This window comes from Micromonospora chaiyaphumensis (assembly GCF_900091435.1).
Lineage (GTDB): Bacteria > Actinomycetota > Actinomycetes > Mycobacteriales > Micromonosporaceae > Micromonospora > Micromonospora chaiyaphumensis.
Genome location: NZ_FMCS01000001.1, coordinates 433,512 through 447,634, shown reverse-complemented (window position 1 = coordinate 447,634; position 14,123 = coordinate 433,512). Strand labels below are relative to the sequence as shown.

General features: G+C 73.5%; 15 protein-coding genes. 7 read left to right on the top strand and 8 right to left on the bottom strand.

The window, feature by feature from the left end:
• Positions 1-119 precede the first annotated feature (119 nt).
• From GA0070214_RS02280 to GA0070214_RS02270, 3 genes are all read left to right on the top strand, one after another.
• Positions 120-782, top strand: a complete 663-nt coding sequence (locus GA0070214_RS02280; RefSeq protein ID WP_244167511.1) for an SGNH/GDSL hydrolase family protein — start codon at positions 120-122, stop codon at positions 780-782.
• A gap of 37 nt (positions 783-819) precedes the next feature.
• Positions 820-1,200 carry a VOC family protein gene (locus GA0070214_RS02275; RefSeq protein WP_091258449.1) on the top strand — a complete coding sequence of 127 codons (381 nt, stop codon included), beginning with the start codon at positions 820-822 and terminating at the stop codon, positions 1,198-1,200.
• Between the two features lie 63 nt (positions 1,201-1,263).
• A complete protein-coding gene (locus GA0070214_RS02270; protein ID WP_091258447.1) occupies positions 1,264-1,539 on the top strand; it encodes a YegP family protein in 276 nt (91 codons plus the stop codon).
• Between the two features lie 12 nt (positions 1,540-1,551).
• Here GA0070214_RS02270 and GA0070214_RS02265 read toward each other — a convergent pair whose 3' ends face one another.
• Positions 1,552-2,661: a carboxylate-amine ligase gene (locus GA0070214_RS02265; protein WP_091258445.1), complete on the bottom strand. Its 1,110-nt coding sequence runs from the start codon at positions 2,659-2,661 to the stop codon at positions 1,552-1,554.
• 188 nt (positions 2,662-2,849) lie between these two features.
• On the bottom strand, positions 2,850-3,197 hold the full coding sequence (locus GA0070214_RS02260; RefSeq protein WP_091258442.1) for a hypothetical protein: 348 nt from the start codon (positions 3,195-3,197) through the stop codon (positions 2,850-2,852).
• Positions 3,198-3,314: 117 nt separating this feature from the next.
• On the opposite strand from GA0070214_RS02260, the gene GA0070214_RS02255 reads away from it, so the two are divergent.
• Both GA0070214_RS02255 and GA0070214_RS02250 read left to right on the top strand, forming a co-directional pair.
• Positions 3,315-3,935 carry an L-threonylcarbamoyladenylate synthase gene (locus GA0070214_RS02255; protein ID WP_091258440.1) on the top strand — a complete coding sequence of 207 codons (621 nt, stop codon included), beginning with the start codon at positions 3,315-3,317 and terminating at the stop codon, positions 3,933-3,935.
• A gap of 76 nt (positions 3,936-4,011) precedes the next feature.
• Positions 4,012-5,586 (top strand): Na+/H+ antiporter, encoded by a 1,575-nt coding sequence (locus GA0070214_RS02250; RefSeq protein ID WP_244167510.1) that lies wholly within the window; start codon positions 4,012-4,014, stop codon positions 5,584-5,586.
• A gap of 61 nt (positions 5,587-5,647) precedes the next feature.
• On the opposite strand, the gene GA0070214_RS02245 is transcribed toward GA0070214_RS02250, so the two are convergent.
• Entirely contained in the window at positions 5,648-7,060 is a 1,413-nt protein-coding gene (locus GA0070214_RS02245) for a glycoside hydrolase family 10 protein (protein ID WP_091258438.1), read from the bottom strand.
• 339 nt (positions 7,061-7,399) lie between these two features.
• On the opposite strand from GA0070214_RS02245, the gene GA0070214_RS02240 reads away from it, so the two are divergent.
• Positions 7,400-8,233 carry a S1 family peptidase gene (locus GA0070214_RS02240; RefSeq protein WP_091258436.1) on the top strand — a complete coding sequence of 278 codons (834 nt, stop codon included), beginning with the start codon at positions 7,400-7,402 and terminating at the stop codon, positions 8,231-8,233.
• Between the two features lie 48 nt (positions 8,234-8,281).
• Here the strand turns inward: GA0070214_RS02240 and GA0070214_RS02235 are convergent, their stop codons facing one another.
• From GA0070214_RS02235 to GA0070214_RS02225, 3 genes are all read right to left on the bottom strand, one after another.
• Positions 8,282-8,641, bottom strand: coding sequence for a hypothetical protein (locus GA0070214_RS02235; RefSeq protein WP_091258434.1), 360 nt, complete (start codon positions 8,639-8,641; stop codon positions 8,282-8,284).
• Positions 8,642-8,740: 99 nt separating this feature from the next.
• Complete coding sequence (locus GA0070214_RS02230) at positions 8,741-9,916, bottom strand: zinc-dependent alcohol dehydrogenase (protein WP_091258432.1); 1,176 nt, start codon at positions 9,914-9,916, stop codon at positions 8,741-8,743.
• 10 nt (positions 9,917-9,926) lie between these two features.
• Positions 9,927-10,907 carry an SRPBCC family protein gene (locus tag GA0070214_RS02225; protein ID WP_244167509.1) on the bottom strand — a complete coding sequence of 327 codons (981 nt, stop codon included), beginning with the start codon at positions 10,905-10,907 and terminating at the stop codon, positions 9,927-9,929.
• A gap of 207 nt (positions 10,908-11,114) precedes the next feature.
• On the opposite strand from GA0070214_RS02225, the gene GA0070214_RS02220 reads away from it, so the two are divergent.
• On the top strand, positions 11,115-12,749 hold the full coding sequence (locus GA0070214_RS02220; RefSeq protein WP_091258428.1) for an MFS transporter: 1,635 nt from the start codon (positions 11,115-11,117) through the stop codon (positions 12,747-12,749).
• Positions 12,750-12,756: 7 nt separating this feature from the next.
• Here the strand turns inward: GA0070214_RS02220 and GA0070214_RS02215 are convergent, their stop codons facing one another.
• Both GA0070214_RS02215 and GA0070214_RS02210 read right to left on the bottom strand, forming a co-directional pair.
• On the bottom strand, positions 12,757-13,089 hold the full coding sequence (locus GA0070214_RS02215; protein WP_091258426.1) for a putative quinol monooxygenase: 333 nt from the start codon (positions 13,087-13,089) through the stop codon (positions 12,757-12,759).
• A 45-nt stretch (positions 13,090-13,134) separates the two neighbouring features.
• Positions 13,135-14,022, bottom strand: a complete 888-nt coding sequence (locus GA0070214_RS02210) for a hypothetical protein (protein ID WP_244167508.1) — start codon at positions 14,020-14,022, stop codon at positions 13,135-13,137.
• Between the last annotated feature and the right edge of the window lie 101 nt (positions 14,023-14,123).

The following is a 14,123-nucleotide window of genomic DNA, read 5'->3' as shown; positions in this document are numbered from 1 at the left end:
GTCGCCGCGCTGCCACGGATGTGTGATCGTTCCCGGGCCGCGAAACGCAACAGCCGGACGGCGGACTTTTCCCGGCGGGTCGGCCGGCGCTCTGGCCACGACCGGCCTACGGCATGATCATGAAGAAGCCGGGACGCGGGGAAGGGGACGGGCGGATGACGGTGGAGGTGCCGCGCGGCGGCCGGGTGCTCTTCATCGGCGACAGCATCACCGACGCCGGCCGGGACCGGTCCTGCGTCGACGACCTCGGCACCGGGTACGCCATGATGGCCTCCGCCTGGTTCACGGCCCGCCACCCGCGCCACGGGGCGACCTTCCTCAACCGCGGGATCAGCGGCGACCGCGTACGCGACCTGCGGGCCCGCTGGGAGTCCGACTGCCTGGCCCTCGCCCCGCAGGTGGTGTCGGTGCTGATCGGCATCAACGACACCTGGCGGCGCTACACCCGCGACGACCCGACCAGCGCCGCCGACTTCGCCCGCGACTACCGGCACGTGCTCGAGGCCACCCGGCCGCTGGGCGCCCGGCTGGTCCTCGTCGAGCCCTTCGTCGTCCCGCTGGACGACGCGCAGCACACCTGGCGGGAGGACCTCGACCCGAAGGTCGCGGTGGTCCGCGAGCTCGCGGCCGAGTTCGGCGCGACCCTGGTGGCCGTCGACGAGCTGTTCCAGGCCGCCGGCGTGGACGGCCGGGTGTGGACCCGCGACGGGGTGCACCCCACCCCGTTCGGCCACGCCCTGATCGCCCAGGCCTGGCTGCGCGCGGTCCGCCCCTCGGCCTGATCCTGCCATCGACGCCCGTCGTGGCTAGGCTCGGCGGATGCACCGATCCCGGCTCTATGCCCTGATCCTCGACGCGCCCCGCGACGCCGCGGCGCCGGCGACCGCGTTCTGGTCCGCGGCGCTCGGCGCGCCGACCCGCACCGACCCCTCCGAGCCCCAGTTCACCAACCTGGTCGACGTGGTGCCCGGGCTGGTCACCGCCGTGCAGTCGGTGGACGACGCGCCGCGCCACCACCTGGACATCGAGACCGACGACGTGGCCGCCGAGGTGGACCGGCTGGTCGCCCTCGGCGCCACCCCGGTCTCCCGCTGGCTCGACTGCCACGTGCTGCGGGCACCGGGCGGTCACCTGCTCTGCGTGATCCCGGTGGCCGGCGATCCGGAGCTGTTCGCCGCGACGGCCACCCGCTGGGACTGACCCCATCCGGGTAGCACCGGTGGTCCGGGGTGTCGCCGCCCGCCCTCCGGGTAAGCGCCCGGGATGAAGTTCCTCATCACCGCCTCCGACACCGGCACCCACGGGTTCACGCTGCTGGACGACGACGGCCAGGTCATCGCCACCGGCCGGCAGTATCCCGACAAGGCTGCCGCGCTCGCCGTCGTCGCGGACATGATGCGGGAGATCGGCAGCGCCGAGATCGAGGAGCGGACCGAACCGGCCGAGCCGACCGGGCCGGGCGGGACGCCGCCCAGCCGGACGGTTCGCGGCGAACCCGACCTGGCCCGGATCGGGCGGTCCGGCATCCCGCCCGTCTGATCGCCCGGGCGCTCAGGCGTCGAGGGTCCGGGCGGCCAGTTCGTCAAGGACCGCCCGCACGTCCCCGTCGGTGTCGGCCAGGATCCGCCGCTGCCGGGTCGCCCCGTTGCCGTCGCGGCGCAGCCGGTCGAGCTGGTGGGTCACCACATCCAGGTCGCCGTAGCGGGCCAGCGCGGGCGTCACGGTGGCGATCAGCTGGTCGATCAGCTCCCAGGCGGGTCGGGACCCGCCCGCCCGCAGGTCGACCAGGTCACCGTCCACCCCGTCGTGCGCGGCGCGCCAGTGCGCCGCCGCCACCAGGCAGTCCCGGATCCGCGGCGCGGACCGGCCGGCTCGCACGTCGTCGGCCGCCGTGGCGACCAGCCCCCGCAGCAGGCCGGCGACCAGCACCGTGTCGTCCACCGTCGGGCAGACGTCGCCCACCCGGATCTCGACCGTCGGGTACGCGACGGACGGGCGGGCGTACCAGTAGACCATCTGGGGGTCCAGCATGATGCCGGCGTCGACGAGGTCGCGGACCGTCCGGTCGTAGTCGGCGGCGGACTCGAAGTGCGGGGTCGGCCCGACGCTCGGCCACCGGTCGAACTGCATGGCGCGCCAGCTCGCGTGGCCGGTGTCCCGCCCGTCGTGCAGGGGGGAGTTGGCGGTGAGCGCCTGCACCACCGGCAGCCAGGGCCGCAGGTGGTTGCAGACCTGCACGGCGAGTTCCCGGTCCGGCACCCCGACGTGGACGTGACAGCCGCAGACCGCCGGGTCGTGCGCCACCGGCCCGAAGCGGTGCGACATGGCACGGTAGCGGTCCTTGTCCGGCACGGAGCGGTGCGGCTCGCACACGGGCGTCGCCGCGACCGCCACCAGCCGTGCCCCCGCCGCCTCGGCCGCCTCGGCCGCGGCCCGGCGGAGCACCACCAGGTGTTCCCGCAGCTCGGCCAGGTCGGTGCAGATCGGCGTCACCATCTCGACCATGCTGTGCCGGAACTCCTGCCGGCTCTGCCCCCGGCTCGGACCGGAGAGCGCGGCGAGCACCCGGTCGGCCACGGGCAGGCTCTGCCCGGTGACCGGATCCAGGAGCAGGTATTCCTCCTCCACGCCGAGCGTGCGGACCGCCGGGACGGGCGCCACGGGCTCACCTCCGGGTGCGGCAGGCACGCGACGCGGTGGACGCGAGCCGGCGTACCGCTCGGGGCAGGTCGGCAACGGCGCACCGCAGGGTGCGCCCACCGCCTCCTTTCGACGGTACGACCCGGCCGGGCACCCGGTGGCCGTTTTCCCTGGCCCGCCGCCGGGTGACCGGCCGCCCGGGACACCCGTCAGGCGGCGGTGACGGCGAGCCGCTCCGTGCGGTCCGCCGGCACGAGGTCCGTGGACCACCCGGTCAACGGGTCGTCCCGGCCCGGCTCCGCGGTCGCGGCGTGGGCCGGCTCCGGTCCCGCCGCGTCGGCCTGCGGGACCGGGCGGCCGCCCCGGGCGGCGCGCAGCCCCTCCTGGGCGTTGTTCCAGGCGGCGCACGGCCAGGCCGCGCCGGCGCAACTCGGGCTGACGCAGATCCGGTCCTCGTCGGGCTGGTGGGCGTCGGCAACCGCCGCGGACAGCCCCCACAACAGCGGATCGGTCACCTCGGCCGGCCGGTCGGCGCGGTCTGTGCTGGTTTCGGACATGGTCAGGTCCCCCCTCTTCGAGCCGCCCCTCTGTTTCCAGAACGCCCGTACGCCAAACCTGGTCACGCCGATCTTTCCCCGTTCCCCCCGCCCGGCCGGCGGCATAGGCTGACCGGCGTGGCGAGGTACTACGACCTGCACCCCGACAATCCCCAGCCCAGGGTGCTCCGACAGGTCGTGGACCTGTTGCGCGCCGACGGCCTGATCGCCTACCCCACGGACTCCTGCTACGCCCTCGGCTGCCAGCTCGGCAACCGCGCCGGGGTCGAGCGGATCCGGGAGATCCGCCGGCTCGACGAGCGGCACCCGTTCACCCTGGTGTGCCGCGACTTCGCCCAGCTCGGCCAGTTCGTCAAGCTCAGCAACGCGGTCTTCCGGCAGGTGAAGGCCGCCATCCCGGGCAGCTACACGTTCATCCTGCCGGCCACCCCCGAGGTGCCCCGGCGCCTGCAGGACCCGCGGCGGCGGGCCGTCGGGGTCCGCGTACCGAAGCACACGGTGACCCAGGCGCTGCTGGCCGAACTCGACGAGCCCCTGCTGTCCAGCACCCTGCTCCTGCCGGGGGAGGAGGAGCCGCTGACCCAGGGGTGGGAGATCAAGGAACGGCTCGACCACCTGGTCGACGCCGTGGTCGACGCGGGGGACTGCGGCCTGGAGCCGACCACCGTGGTCGACCTGTCCGGGCCGGAACCCGAGATCCTGCGCCGCGGCGCCGGCGACCCGTCCCGCTTCGAGTAGCGATCGGCCGTTCCACCCCGCCGCGGCCCGGCCGTGCGGCACCGTGGGATCCGGCGAACGGTGACGGGGGTACGGCGTGGGCGCACTCGTGCTGATCTCGGTGCTCGGCGCCACCGTGCTCGTCGGCACCACCATCGGCGGCCGGTACAGCGTTGCCCCGCCCGTGCTGCTCATCGCCATGGGCGCGGGGCTCGGTCTGCTGCCGCCGTTCGACAACGTGATCCTCGAACCCGAGGTGGTGCTGCTGCTCTTCCTCCCGGCGATCCTCTACCGGGAGAGCCTGGTCATCAGCCTCCGCGAGATCCGGGCCAACGTCGTGGTGATCTCCCTGCTCGCCGTCGCGCTGGTGATCCTCACGATGGTCGCCGTGGCGTACGCGGCCCAGGCGCTCGGCGTCGAGCCGGCCGCCGCCTGGGTGCTCGGCGCGGTGCTCGCGCCCACCGACGCCGCCGCGGTGGCCGGCCTGGCCAAGCGGATGCCCCGCGGCATCCTCACCACGCTGCGCGCGGAGAGCCTGGTCAACGACGGCACGGCGCTGGTCCTCTTCGCGGTGACCGTCGGGGTGATCGCCGGTGGGGCGGTGCCCAACGCGCTCGAGCTGGGTGGCCAGTTCGTCGGCAAGGCGCTCGGGGGGATCCTCTCGGGCCTGCTCGTCGGCGGCGTGGTCGTCCTGATCCGCAAGCATGTCGACGACCCGCTGCGCGAGGGCGGGCTGAGCATCCTCACCCCGTTCGTCGCCTTCCTGCTCGCCGAGGCGGTGCACGCCAGCGGGGTGCTCGGGGTCGTGGTGGCCGGCCTGCTGCTCTCCTACGCGGGGCCCCGGGTGATCCGGGCCCGCTCCCGGATCACCGCGTACGCGTTCTGGGACGTCTCCACCTTCATGATCAACGGCAGCCTCTTCGTGCTGCTGGGCATGCAGGTGCCCCGGTCGCTGCGCAGCATCACCAGCCACTCGCCGCTGGAGTCGTTCGGCATCGCGGTGCTGATCGTCCTGGTGGTGACGGCCACCCGCATGATCTGGGTGCACCTGTCGGTGGCCGGCTTGCAGGGCCTGGACCGCCGGGAGTCCCGCCGGGCCCGCCGCTTCGACGCCCGGGTCCGCACCGCCGCCGGCTGGGCCGGGTTCCGGGGCGCGGTCTCGCTCGCCGCCGCGCTGGCCGTGCCGGTCACCGCGCACGACGGATCCCCGGTGCACGAACGCGACCTGATCATCTTCGTCACCGTGGTGGTGATCGTGCTGATCATGGTGGTGCAGGGCACCACCCTGCCGGCCGTCGTGAGCTGGGCCCGCCTGACCGGGGACCGGGAACGGGAGCACGAGGTGCGCTGGGCCCGGATCCGGGCCACCGAGGCCGCCCTGGACGCGCTGCCCCAGGTCGCCGCCGAACTGGGCGCCGACACGGACACCGTCGACCGGCTCCGCGCCGACTACCAGGACCACCTGGCCGACGTCCGCTCGCCGCCCAGCGACCGGGCCGACGAGGAGCGCGAGATGGCCCGGCGGTTGCGCCTCGGCGTGCTGGACCGCAAGCGGCAGGAGGTCACCCGGCTGCGCAACAGCAACCAGATCGACGACGCGGTGCTGCGGCAGCTCCAGGCGGCCATCGACATCGAGGAGATCCGGCTGCTCGGCCCGGAGCCGGAGGACTGAACACCGGCCACCGGGCGGCGGTGGCCCGGCGCGGCCGCACCCGCGCCGGGCCCTGTGTCGGTCAGCCCGCGGTGCAGGTGGGGGTGCCGGAGGGGGCGGTGCCCACGCCCTGGAAACCGAACTCGGTGCTGCCGCCCGCGCCGACCTGGCCGTTGTAGGCGACGTTGCGGAAGGTCAGCCCGCCGCTGGTGCCGCTCGGCTGGGCGTTCCAGGTGTTGACCAGGCTCGCGCCGGCCGGCAGCGTCAGCGCGACGGCCCACCCGTTGAGCGGGGCGGCGCCGGCGGTGACCCGGACGGTGGTGACGAAGCCGCCCTGCCACTGGTTGGTGGTGAACGACGCGGTGCAGCCGTTGCCCGACGGCGGCGGCGTGGTCGGCGGGTTGCTGGTGGGCGGCGTGCTCGTCGGGGTGGTGGGCGGTGGGGTGGTGCCGCCCGCGTTCAGCGTGTCGAGCACCGCCGTGTACGCCGGCTTCTTGTTGCCGTTGCCGTCGAAGAGCAGCGGGGTGCCGCTGGCCCGCCACGAGTCGGTGTCCCGGATGCCCCACACGGTGATGCCGGTGCAGCGGGACACGGCCAGGCAGTCCTTGACGACGTTGCCGTAGGTGGTGGCCTGGGTGGTGCCGGAGCCCTCGATGTCCAGCTCGGTGATCTGCACGTCGACGCCGAGGGCGGCGAAGTTCTGCAGGGTCGTGCGGTAGTTGCCCGGGTACGGCGAGCCGCTGTTGAAGTGCGACTGCAGGCCGACGCAGTCGATCGGCACGCCACGTGCCTTGAAGTCCTTGACCATGTTGTACACGGCCTGCGTCTTTTCCCAGGTCCAGTTGTCGGTGTTGTAGTCGTTGTAGCAGAGCTTGGCCGCTGGGTCGGCGGCGCGGGCGGTGCGGAAGGCGACCTCGATCCAGTCGTTGCCGGTGCGCTGGAGGTTGGAGTCCCGCCGGCCGCCGCCGCTGTCGGCGAACGCCTCGTTCACCACGTCCCAGGCGTAGATCTTGCCCTTGTAGTGGGTGGCGACCTGGGTGATGTGGTTGACCATGGCCTGCCGCAGGGCGGTGCCGGACAGGTTCTGCGCCCAGCCCGGCTGCTGTGAGTGCCAGGCCAGCGCGTGGCCGCGGACCCGCATGCCGTTGGCCTGGGCGTGGCTGACGATGCGGTCGGCGTTGGCGTAGTTGAACTGGCCCTGGGACGGCTCGGTGGCGTCCCACTTCATCTCGTTCTCGGGCGTGACCATGTTGAACTCGCGGTTCAGGATGCCGACGTACGTGGCGTCCGACAGCTTGTTCGCGGCCACCGCCGTGCCGAAGTAGCGGCCCTTCTCGGCCGCCGACGCCCCGAGCGTCGTCCCGGCGCTGGCGCCGGTCGCCACCGCCACCGTCGTGGCCACCATCGCCACGCCGGCCAACATCGACAGCACCGCGGTACGCGGGCGCGACCGGGCCACCGCGCTCCCGCTGCCGCGGGCGAGCACCTTGTCCATCTGAAAGCCTCTCCTAGCCGTTTCGGTGTGGACGGTCGCCCCGATCGCTGCCCGCCACGGTGGTCGGCTCGTGCGCGGCCGCCCGGAGGCCGCGCGGGGTGGGGAGGGGTGCTCCCCGCCACCGTGAGTTGATCGAAGCGAATCTCTGGAGCGAGACTACCGGAACGGTTCCGAAAACTTAACTACGTCGATTGCCATCTGCTGCTCCCGTGCGCACTCGGTGGCGTGCCGACTCGGCTCGCGGGGAGGCGGCGAAACTTTCGGACCGGGTTGAACCGGGGGCGACGGGCGCGGATGCTGGACACGCATCGATCCATAACGATATAGGAGGGATCCCGGATGCGCCGATCACTCGCCGTCCTCGCCCTGGCCACCCTGCTCGCCGGCACGCCGTCGGCCGCCCGGGCCGCCGCCGAGCCCGCGCCCGCCGGCCTCGCCGCGGTGCGTACCGCCGGGACCGCGTGGGGAACCGACCCGGCCAGCGGCCGGATGACGCTCACCGTCGACGACACCGTCACCGGCGCCGAGCTGGCCGCGCTGCGGCGCACCGCGGCCCGGGCCGGCGCGGTGCTCCGCCACGAACCCGGCCGGCTGCGCACCCTGATCGCGGGCGGCCAGGCCATCTACGGCGGGGGCGGTCGCTGCTCGCTCGGCGCGAACGTGCGCAGCGGTGGCACGTACTACTTCGTCACGGCGGGACACTGCACCAACCTGGCCGGCACCTGGTACGCCGACAGCGCCCGCACCACGGTGCTCGGCAGCCGGACCGGCAGCAGCTTCCCCGGCAACGACTACGGCGTGGTCCGCTACACCGGCACGGTGGCCCACCCCAGCGCCGTGTACACCTACCCGGGCCAGGTCGCCATCAACGGCGCCGGCAACGCGTACGTCGGTCAGGCGGTCTGCCGCAGCGGCGCCACCACCGGCGTGCGGTGCGGCTCGGTCACCGGCCTGAACCAGACGGTCAACTATGCCGAGGGTTCGGTCACCGGGCTGATCCGCACCAACATCTGCGCGGAACCGGGGGACAGCGGCGGCCCGCTCTACGTGAAGTCGACCGGCACGGTCATCGGGATCCTCTCCGGCGGCAGCGGCAACTGCACCACCGGCGGCACCAGCTACTACCAGCCGATCACCGAGATCCTCGCCGCGTACGGCCTCACCGTTCCGTGACACGTGCCGGGCGGGGGTGCGCGCGACACCCCCGCCCGGCCCGCCGGGTCAGCCGGCGCAGTTGTTGTTGCGCACCGGCTGGGTGAGCTTCTCCTGCGTGCCGAACTTCGCGTACACCCGCAGGTAGCACGGCAGGTCGACATCGCCGTAGTAGTTGCCGACCTGGTTGTCGTAGTGCGTGGTGCCGCTCTCGGTGACCTGCCAGCCGCCGCTGTCGCCCGACTGGATCTCCCAGTAGACGTCGCCCGAGCAGCCCTCCAGGCCCCGGGCCCAGGCGATCAGGTTGGCCCCGTTGTAGATCTCGGACTGCACCAGGGTGCAGGTCGCCGCCTGCGCCGGTGCGGCGCCGACGAACAGTCCTGCCGTCAGCAACGCCCCCGCACCGACCGCCGACATGAGCTTGCGCATGGTCCGACCCCTCCAAGGTGGATAGTGGATCACTTCCCCGGAGGGTAGCCGCTCACGCAAACAAGCTTCAATGGGAGCGGGGCCTGTCGTCGGAAATTTTCAGGGCTTGAGCACCACCTTCAAGCAGTCGTCCTGCTTGTTCTTGAAGATGTCGTAGCCGTGCGGCGTGTCGTCGAGCCGCATGGTGTGGGTGATGATGAAGCTCGGGTCGATCTCACCCTTGCGGATGCGCTCCAGCAGCGGGCGCATGTAGCGCTGCACGTGGGCCTGCCCGGAGCGCAGGGTCAGCGACCGGTTCATGAACGAGCCCATCGGGAACTTGTCGATGAACCCGCCGTACGCCCCGATCGCCGAGACGGTGCCGCCGTTGCGGCACGCCAGGATCGCCTCGCGCAGCGCGTGCGGCCGGTCGGTCTCCGCCTTCACGGCCTGCTTCGCCCGGTCGTACGCGTGCAGCGCGGCCGAGGGGTGGTGCCCCTCCATGCCGACGGCGTCGATGCAGACGTCCGGCCCGCGGCCGGCGGTCATCTCGCGCAGCGTGTCCAGGACGTCGGTCTCCTCGTAGTTGATCGTCTCCGCGCCGGCCCGGTCCCGAGCGATCCGCAGCCGGTACGGGAACCGGTCGATGACCACCACCTGCTCGGCGCCGAGCAGGAAGGCGCTCACCGCCGCGAACTGGCCGACCGGGCCCGCGCCCCAGATCGCCACCACGTCGCCGGGCTTCACGTCGCCCATCTCGGCGGCCATGTAACCGGTGGGCAGCACGTCGGACAGGAACAGCACCTGCTCGTCCGGCAGGCCGTCCTCGATCTTCAGCGCGCCGACGTCGGCGTACGGCACCCGGACGTACTCGGCCTGCCCGCCCGCATACCCGCCCATGAGATGCGAGTAGCCGAAGATGCCGGCGGGGGTGTGGCCCATGGCGGTCTCCGCGATCGCCGCGTTCGGGTTGGAGTTCTCGCAGACGGAGTAGAGGCCGCGTTGGCACGAGGCGCAGTCCCCGCAGGCGATGGGGAAGCCGACGACCACCCGGTCGCCGACGCGCAGGCCGTCCCGTGCTCCCGGGCCGAGCTCGACGATCTCGCCCATGAACTCGTGGCCCAGCACGTCGCCGCGCTTCATGGCCGGGATGAACCCGTCGAGCAGGTGCAGGTCGGATCCGCAGATCGCCGACGAGGTGACCTTGACGACCGCGTCTCGCGGGTTGAGGATCTTCGGGTCCGGTACCTCCTCGACGGCCACCCGGTTCGGCGCCACCCAGCAGTTGGCCTTCATGGTGCCTCCCTCACGCGATCCGGTAGGTCGCCAGCGGGCGGGCCGGACGCTGCTTCGCCTGGGTCTGGATGCTCGTGCCGTCGGGTGTGCCGTCCGACCGGGTCAGCTCGCCGGTCTCGATGACCTGCTTGAACCGCCGCAGGTCGTCGCAGATCTGCTGCTGCGGGTTCTCGCCGAACGCCTTCGCGACCAGCGAGCCCACCCGGCGGCCGGGCACCGCGTACTCCAGTTCCACCCGCACCTCGGTGCCGTTGCCGCCGGCCGCCGGGGCGAACCGGACGGTGCCCGAGTTGGGCACCCGGGAGCCGTCGACGGAGCGCCAGCGGATCAGCTCGTTGGGGCGCTCGTCCACGATCTCCGCCTCCCACTCGACGGTCCGGCCGGCCGGCGCCTTCGCCGACCAGCGGGAGCGCCGGGGGCCGGTGGTGATCACCGACTGGAGGTGGTACATGAACCGCGGCAGGTTCTCGAGGTCGTGCCAGAAGCGGTAGACCTCCTCGCGCGTGCGGTTGACCGTCACGGAGCCGTGCGCGAAGCCCTCCGGGCTGCCCCGCCGGTTGCGTGTCGCGCGCACCGAGGCGTAGAGGTCGACGGCGGTGATCCCACCGAGGGCGGCGAGGGTGAGACCGGCCCGCCGGCGCCGCTCGCCGCTCCGGTTGCGGTACGCGCGGCCGGTGGCAACCAGGTCCAGCACGTCGCCCGCCACCCGGGTCCACGGCCCCAGCCCGGCCCGGCGTGGCACCAGCAGCACCGCGGCGTGGCCGATCTCCCGGATGCCGGCGGCCCGCAGCACCGTCCGGGCGGTACGCGAGTCGTCAACGCCGGCCGCCCGGGCCACCCGGGACCCCGCCGCGAGCGCGGTCACGCCGAGGCCGAGGCTGAACCAGCCCAGGAAGCGGGCGAGCCCCTCCGGCCCCTGGTCCCGGGTCGCCCGCTGGATCCCGAGATTGTCGGTCACCGAGCGGACCCCCATGGTCGTCTCTCGTGTCATCCGTCCTCACTCCGTGTCCGAGAAGGTGTCGGTGGCCGGGCCGAGCAGGCGGCCGGATACCGACAGGCCGGCGTGCCTTTCCCGCTAATCCCGGCCGCACACCCGGGTGGCCGGCCGGAGTGTGGAACGGGCGCCGGTGGGAACCCGGCGGCGGCACCGGAGCGCGGACCCGCGCCGGGCGCCGACACGGGGGAGAGGCATGGGACGGTGACCGCCACCACGGACGCCACCGCCGAGCAGTCGTTCTCGGCCTGGTCGCCCCTGCGCACGGCGGTCTACCGCAACCTCTGGCTCGCCCTGCTCGCGGCGAACATCGGCACCTGGATGCAGACGGTCGGCGCCCAGTGGCTGCTGGTGCACCAGTCCAACGCCTCCACGCTGGTCGCCCTGGTGCAGACCGCCAGCCTGCTGCCGATGCTGCTGCTCGCGCTGCCGTCGGGCGCGCTCGCGGACACGTTCGACCGCCGGCACCTGCTGATCTCCGTGCAGCTGTTCCTGGTGGCGGTGGCCGTGGCGTTGACGCTGCTCACGGCGGCGGGGCACATGCCGCCGGCACTGCTGCTCACCCTCACCTTCGCCTTCGGCGTCGGGCAGGCGCTGACCCTGCCGGCCTGGGCCTCGATCATCCCCGAGCTGGTGCCCCGCGAGCAGCTCCGGGCGGCCTCCGCGCTCGGGGCGATCAGCGTCAACGCGGCCCGTGCCGTCGGGCCGGCCGCCGCCGGTGTGCTGATCGCGCGGGTGGGCGCGGCCCCGGTCTTCGGACTCAACGCGGTGGCCTACCTGATCTTCGCGCTGGCGCTGTTCCGGTGGCGTCCCGGCGGCGCCCGGGCCGTCGAGGTGCCCGAGCGGTTCACCGCCGCCCTGCGTGCCGGCGGCCGCTACGTGCGGCACTCGCCCACCGTGCGCCGGCTGCTGCGCCGGGCGCTGGTGTTCATCATCCCGGCCAGCGCCCTGTGGGCCCTGCTGCCGCTGGTGGCGAACCGCCGGCTGGGCCTGGGCTCCGGCGGGTACGGCCTGCTGCTGGCCGCCCTGGGCGTGGGCGCCATCCTGGGTGGGCTGCTGCTGTCGTGGACCCGGAACGCCATGAAGCCCAACCAGTTCCTGCTGCTGGCCGGCGCGGTGTACGGGGTGACGCTGATCCTGGTGGGCACGGTCCGGAGCGTCCCCGTGGTGCTGGTCGCCCTGCTGCCGGCCGGGGTGGCCTGGGTGACGGTGCTCTCCAACGTCAACGCCGAGATCCAGCTCTTCCTCCCCGGCTGGGTACGCGCCCGCGGCCTGGCCGTCTACCAGGTGGTCCAGGGCGGGGGACAGGCCGTCGGGGCGCTGCTCTGGGGTGTGGTGGCGGACCTCACCGGCCTGGTCGCCGCCTTCGGAGTGGCGGCCGTCCTCATGCTGGTCGGCGCGGTGACCTCGCAGATCTGGCCGCTGCCCGACCTGCGCGGGCTGACCCGGGACCCGGCCGCCTACCGGCCGCCCCTGGCCCTCGCGCTCCAGCCCGACCCCCGGGTGGGACCGGTGCTGGTGACGGTCACCTACACGGTCCGGCCCGAGCGGGAGGCGGAGTTCCTCGCCGCGATGGACCACGTGCGCGGGTCGCGGCAGCGTACCGGCGCGATGCGGTGGGGTCTCTTCCGCGCCGGCGAGACGCCGGACCAGTTCAGCGAGGTCTACCTGGTGCCCTCCTGGGACGAGCACCTGCGCCAGCACGGTGGCCGGCTCACCGAGGCCGACCGGCAGGCGGAGGCCCGGGCGCGGGAACTGTCCGACGGCACGCCGGCGGTGCGGCACCTGCTGCCGGCGGCCGTGGGCCGGGCCGAGGCGGCCGGCGAGCAGGTGTGCTGACGGGGCGTCAGTCGCCCTCGGGGACGGCCATCTCGCCGAGCCGCGACCAGTCCTGCTGCGGCACGGTCGTGTTCACGATCCGGGGCGTTTCGGCCAGGTGCGGCGGCAGGGTGCGCTGCGCCTCGCGGAAGTGCGCGGACTGCACGTGCGCCGCGCCGGCCTCGTCGTCGCGGAACGCCTCGACAAGCACGTACTCGGTCGGGTCGGCCAGGCTGCGGGACCAGTCGAACCAGAGGCAGCCGGGCTCGGCCCGGGTGGCCTCGGTGAACTCGGCGGCGATCTGCGGCCAGCGGTCGGCGTCCTCGGGCCGGACCCGGAACTTCGCGGTAATGAAGATCATGCGCTTCAGGCTACCCACCGTCCGGTGACCTGCGGCCGTCGCCGGTCAGTCCTTCGTGACCGGGGTGAGCAGCTCCGACGCGCGGCGGTCGGCGAACGCGGTGACCGCCTGCTGGCCGGCGCCGAAGACGATGGCGACGCCCAGCAGGGCGGCCGTGCTGTTCACCGTGGTCTCCACCAGGCCGCCGATCACCAGCATGATCCCGACGACCGCGACGAGCGGGCCGATCGCCAGCTTCAGCAGGCCCTGCTGGAAGGGCAGTTTGTAGGGCAGGCCGCCGGAGCGCGAAGTGATCATCGAGGGCAGGGCGCTGATGAACGCCCCGAGCGCCCCGGCGATGAGCACGAAGGAGAGCAGCCGCCAGGCCGGCACGCCGCCCGCGTCGGTCGGCGCCTTGAGCAGCTGCACGTCCCGGCTGCGCCACTGCACCAGCACCATGAGCGCCTCGGCGACCAGCGCGAAGATCGACAGCCCCAGCATGCGGTTGCGCAGCCGGCGCACCGACTCGTGGAACTCGTCCGACGCCGAGTGGTAGCGCAGCAGCAGCGCCTGCACCTTGGCCTGGAACCGCGCCGGCGCGTTGGCGTCGGCCGTCGCGTCGAAGTCGGTCAGCACCTTGTCGTCGGCCTTCAGGAACTGGGCGGCCGCGCCCTGGTAGGCCGGCAGCAGGCCGAGCAGTTCCTCCGGCGTCCGCAGCTCCACCATGGCCCGCTCCACCGAGTGGATGGTCTGCCAGGCGTACTCCAGCCTGCCGCCGCGCAGCCACTCGACCACACCGCTACGGCCGAGCACGGCCTCCACGCCGGACAGCTGGGCGCGCAGCGCGGCGACCCGGGCACCGGTCGCGGCGTCGCGCGCCGCCAGGCCGATCAGCTGCTGGTGCAGGTCGTCGAGCTTGGTGCGTACCCGCACCTGCCACACCGCGGTGGGCACGGTGGACCCGCCGCTCCCGCCGCTCCCGCCGCTCCCGCCGCTCCCGCCGCTCCCGCCGCTCCCGCCGCTCCCGCCGCTCCCGCCGCTCCCGCCGCTCCCGC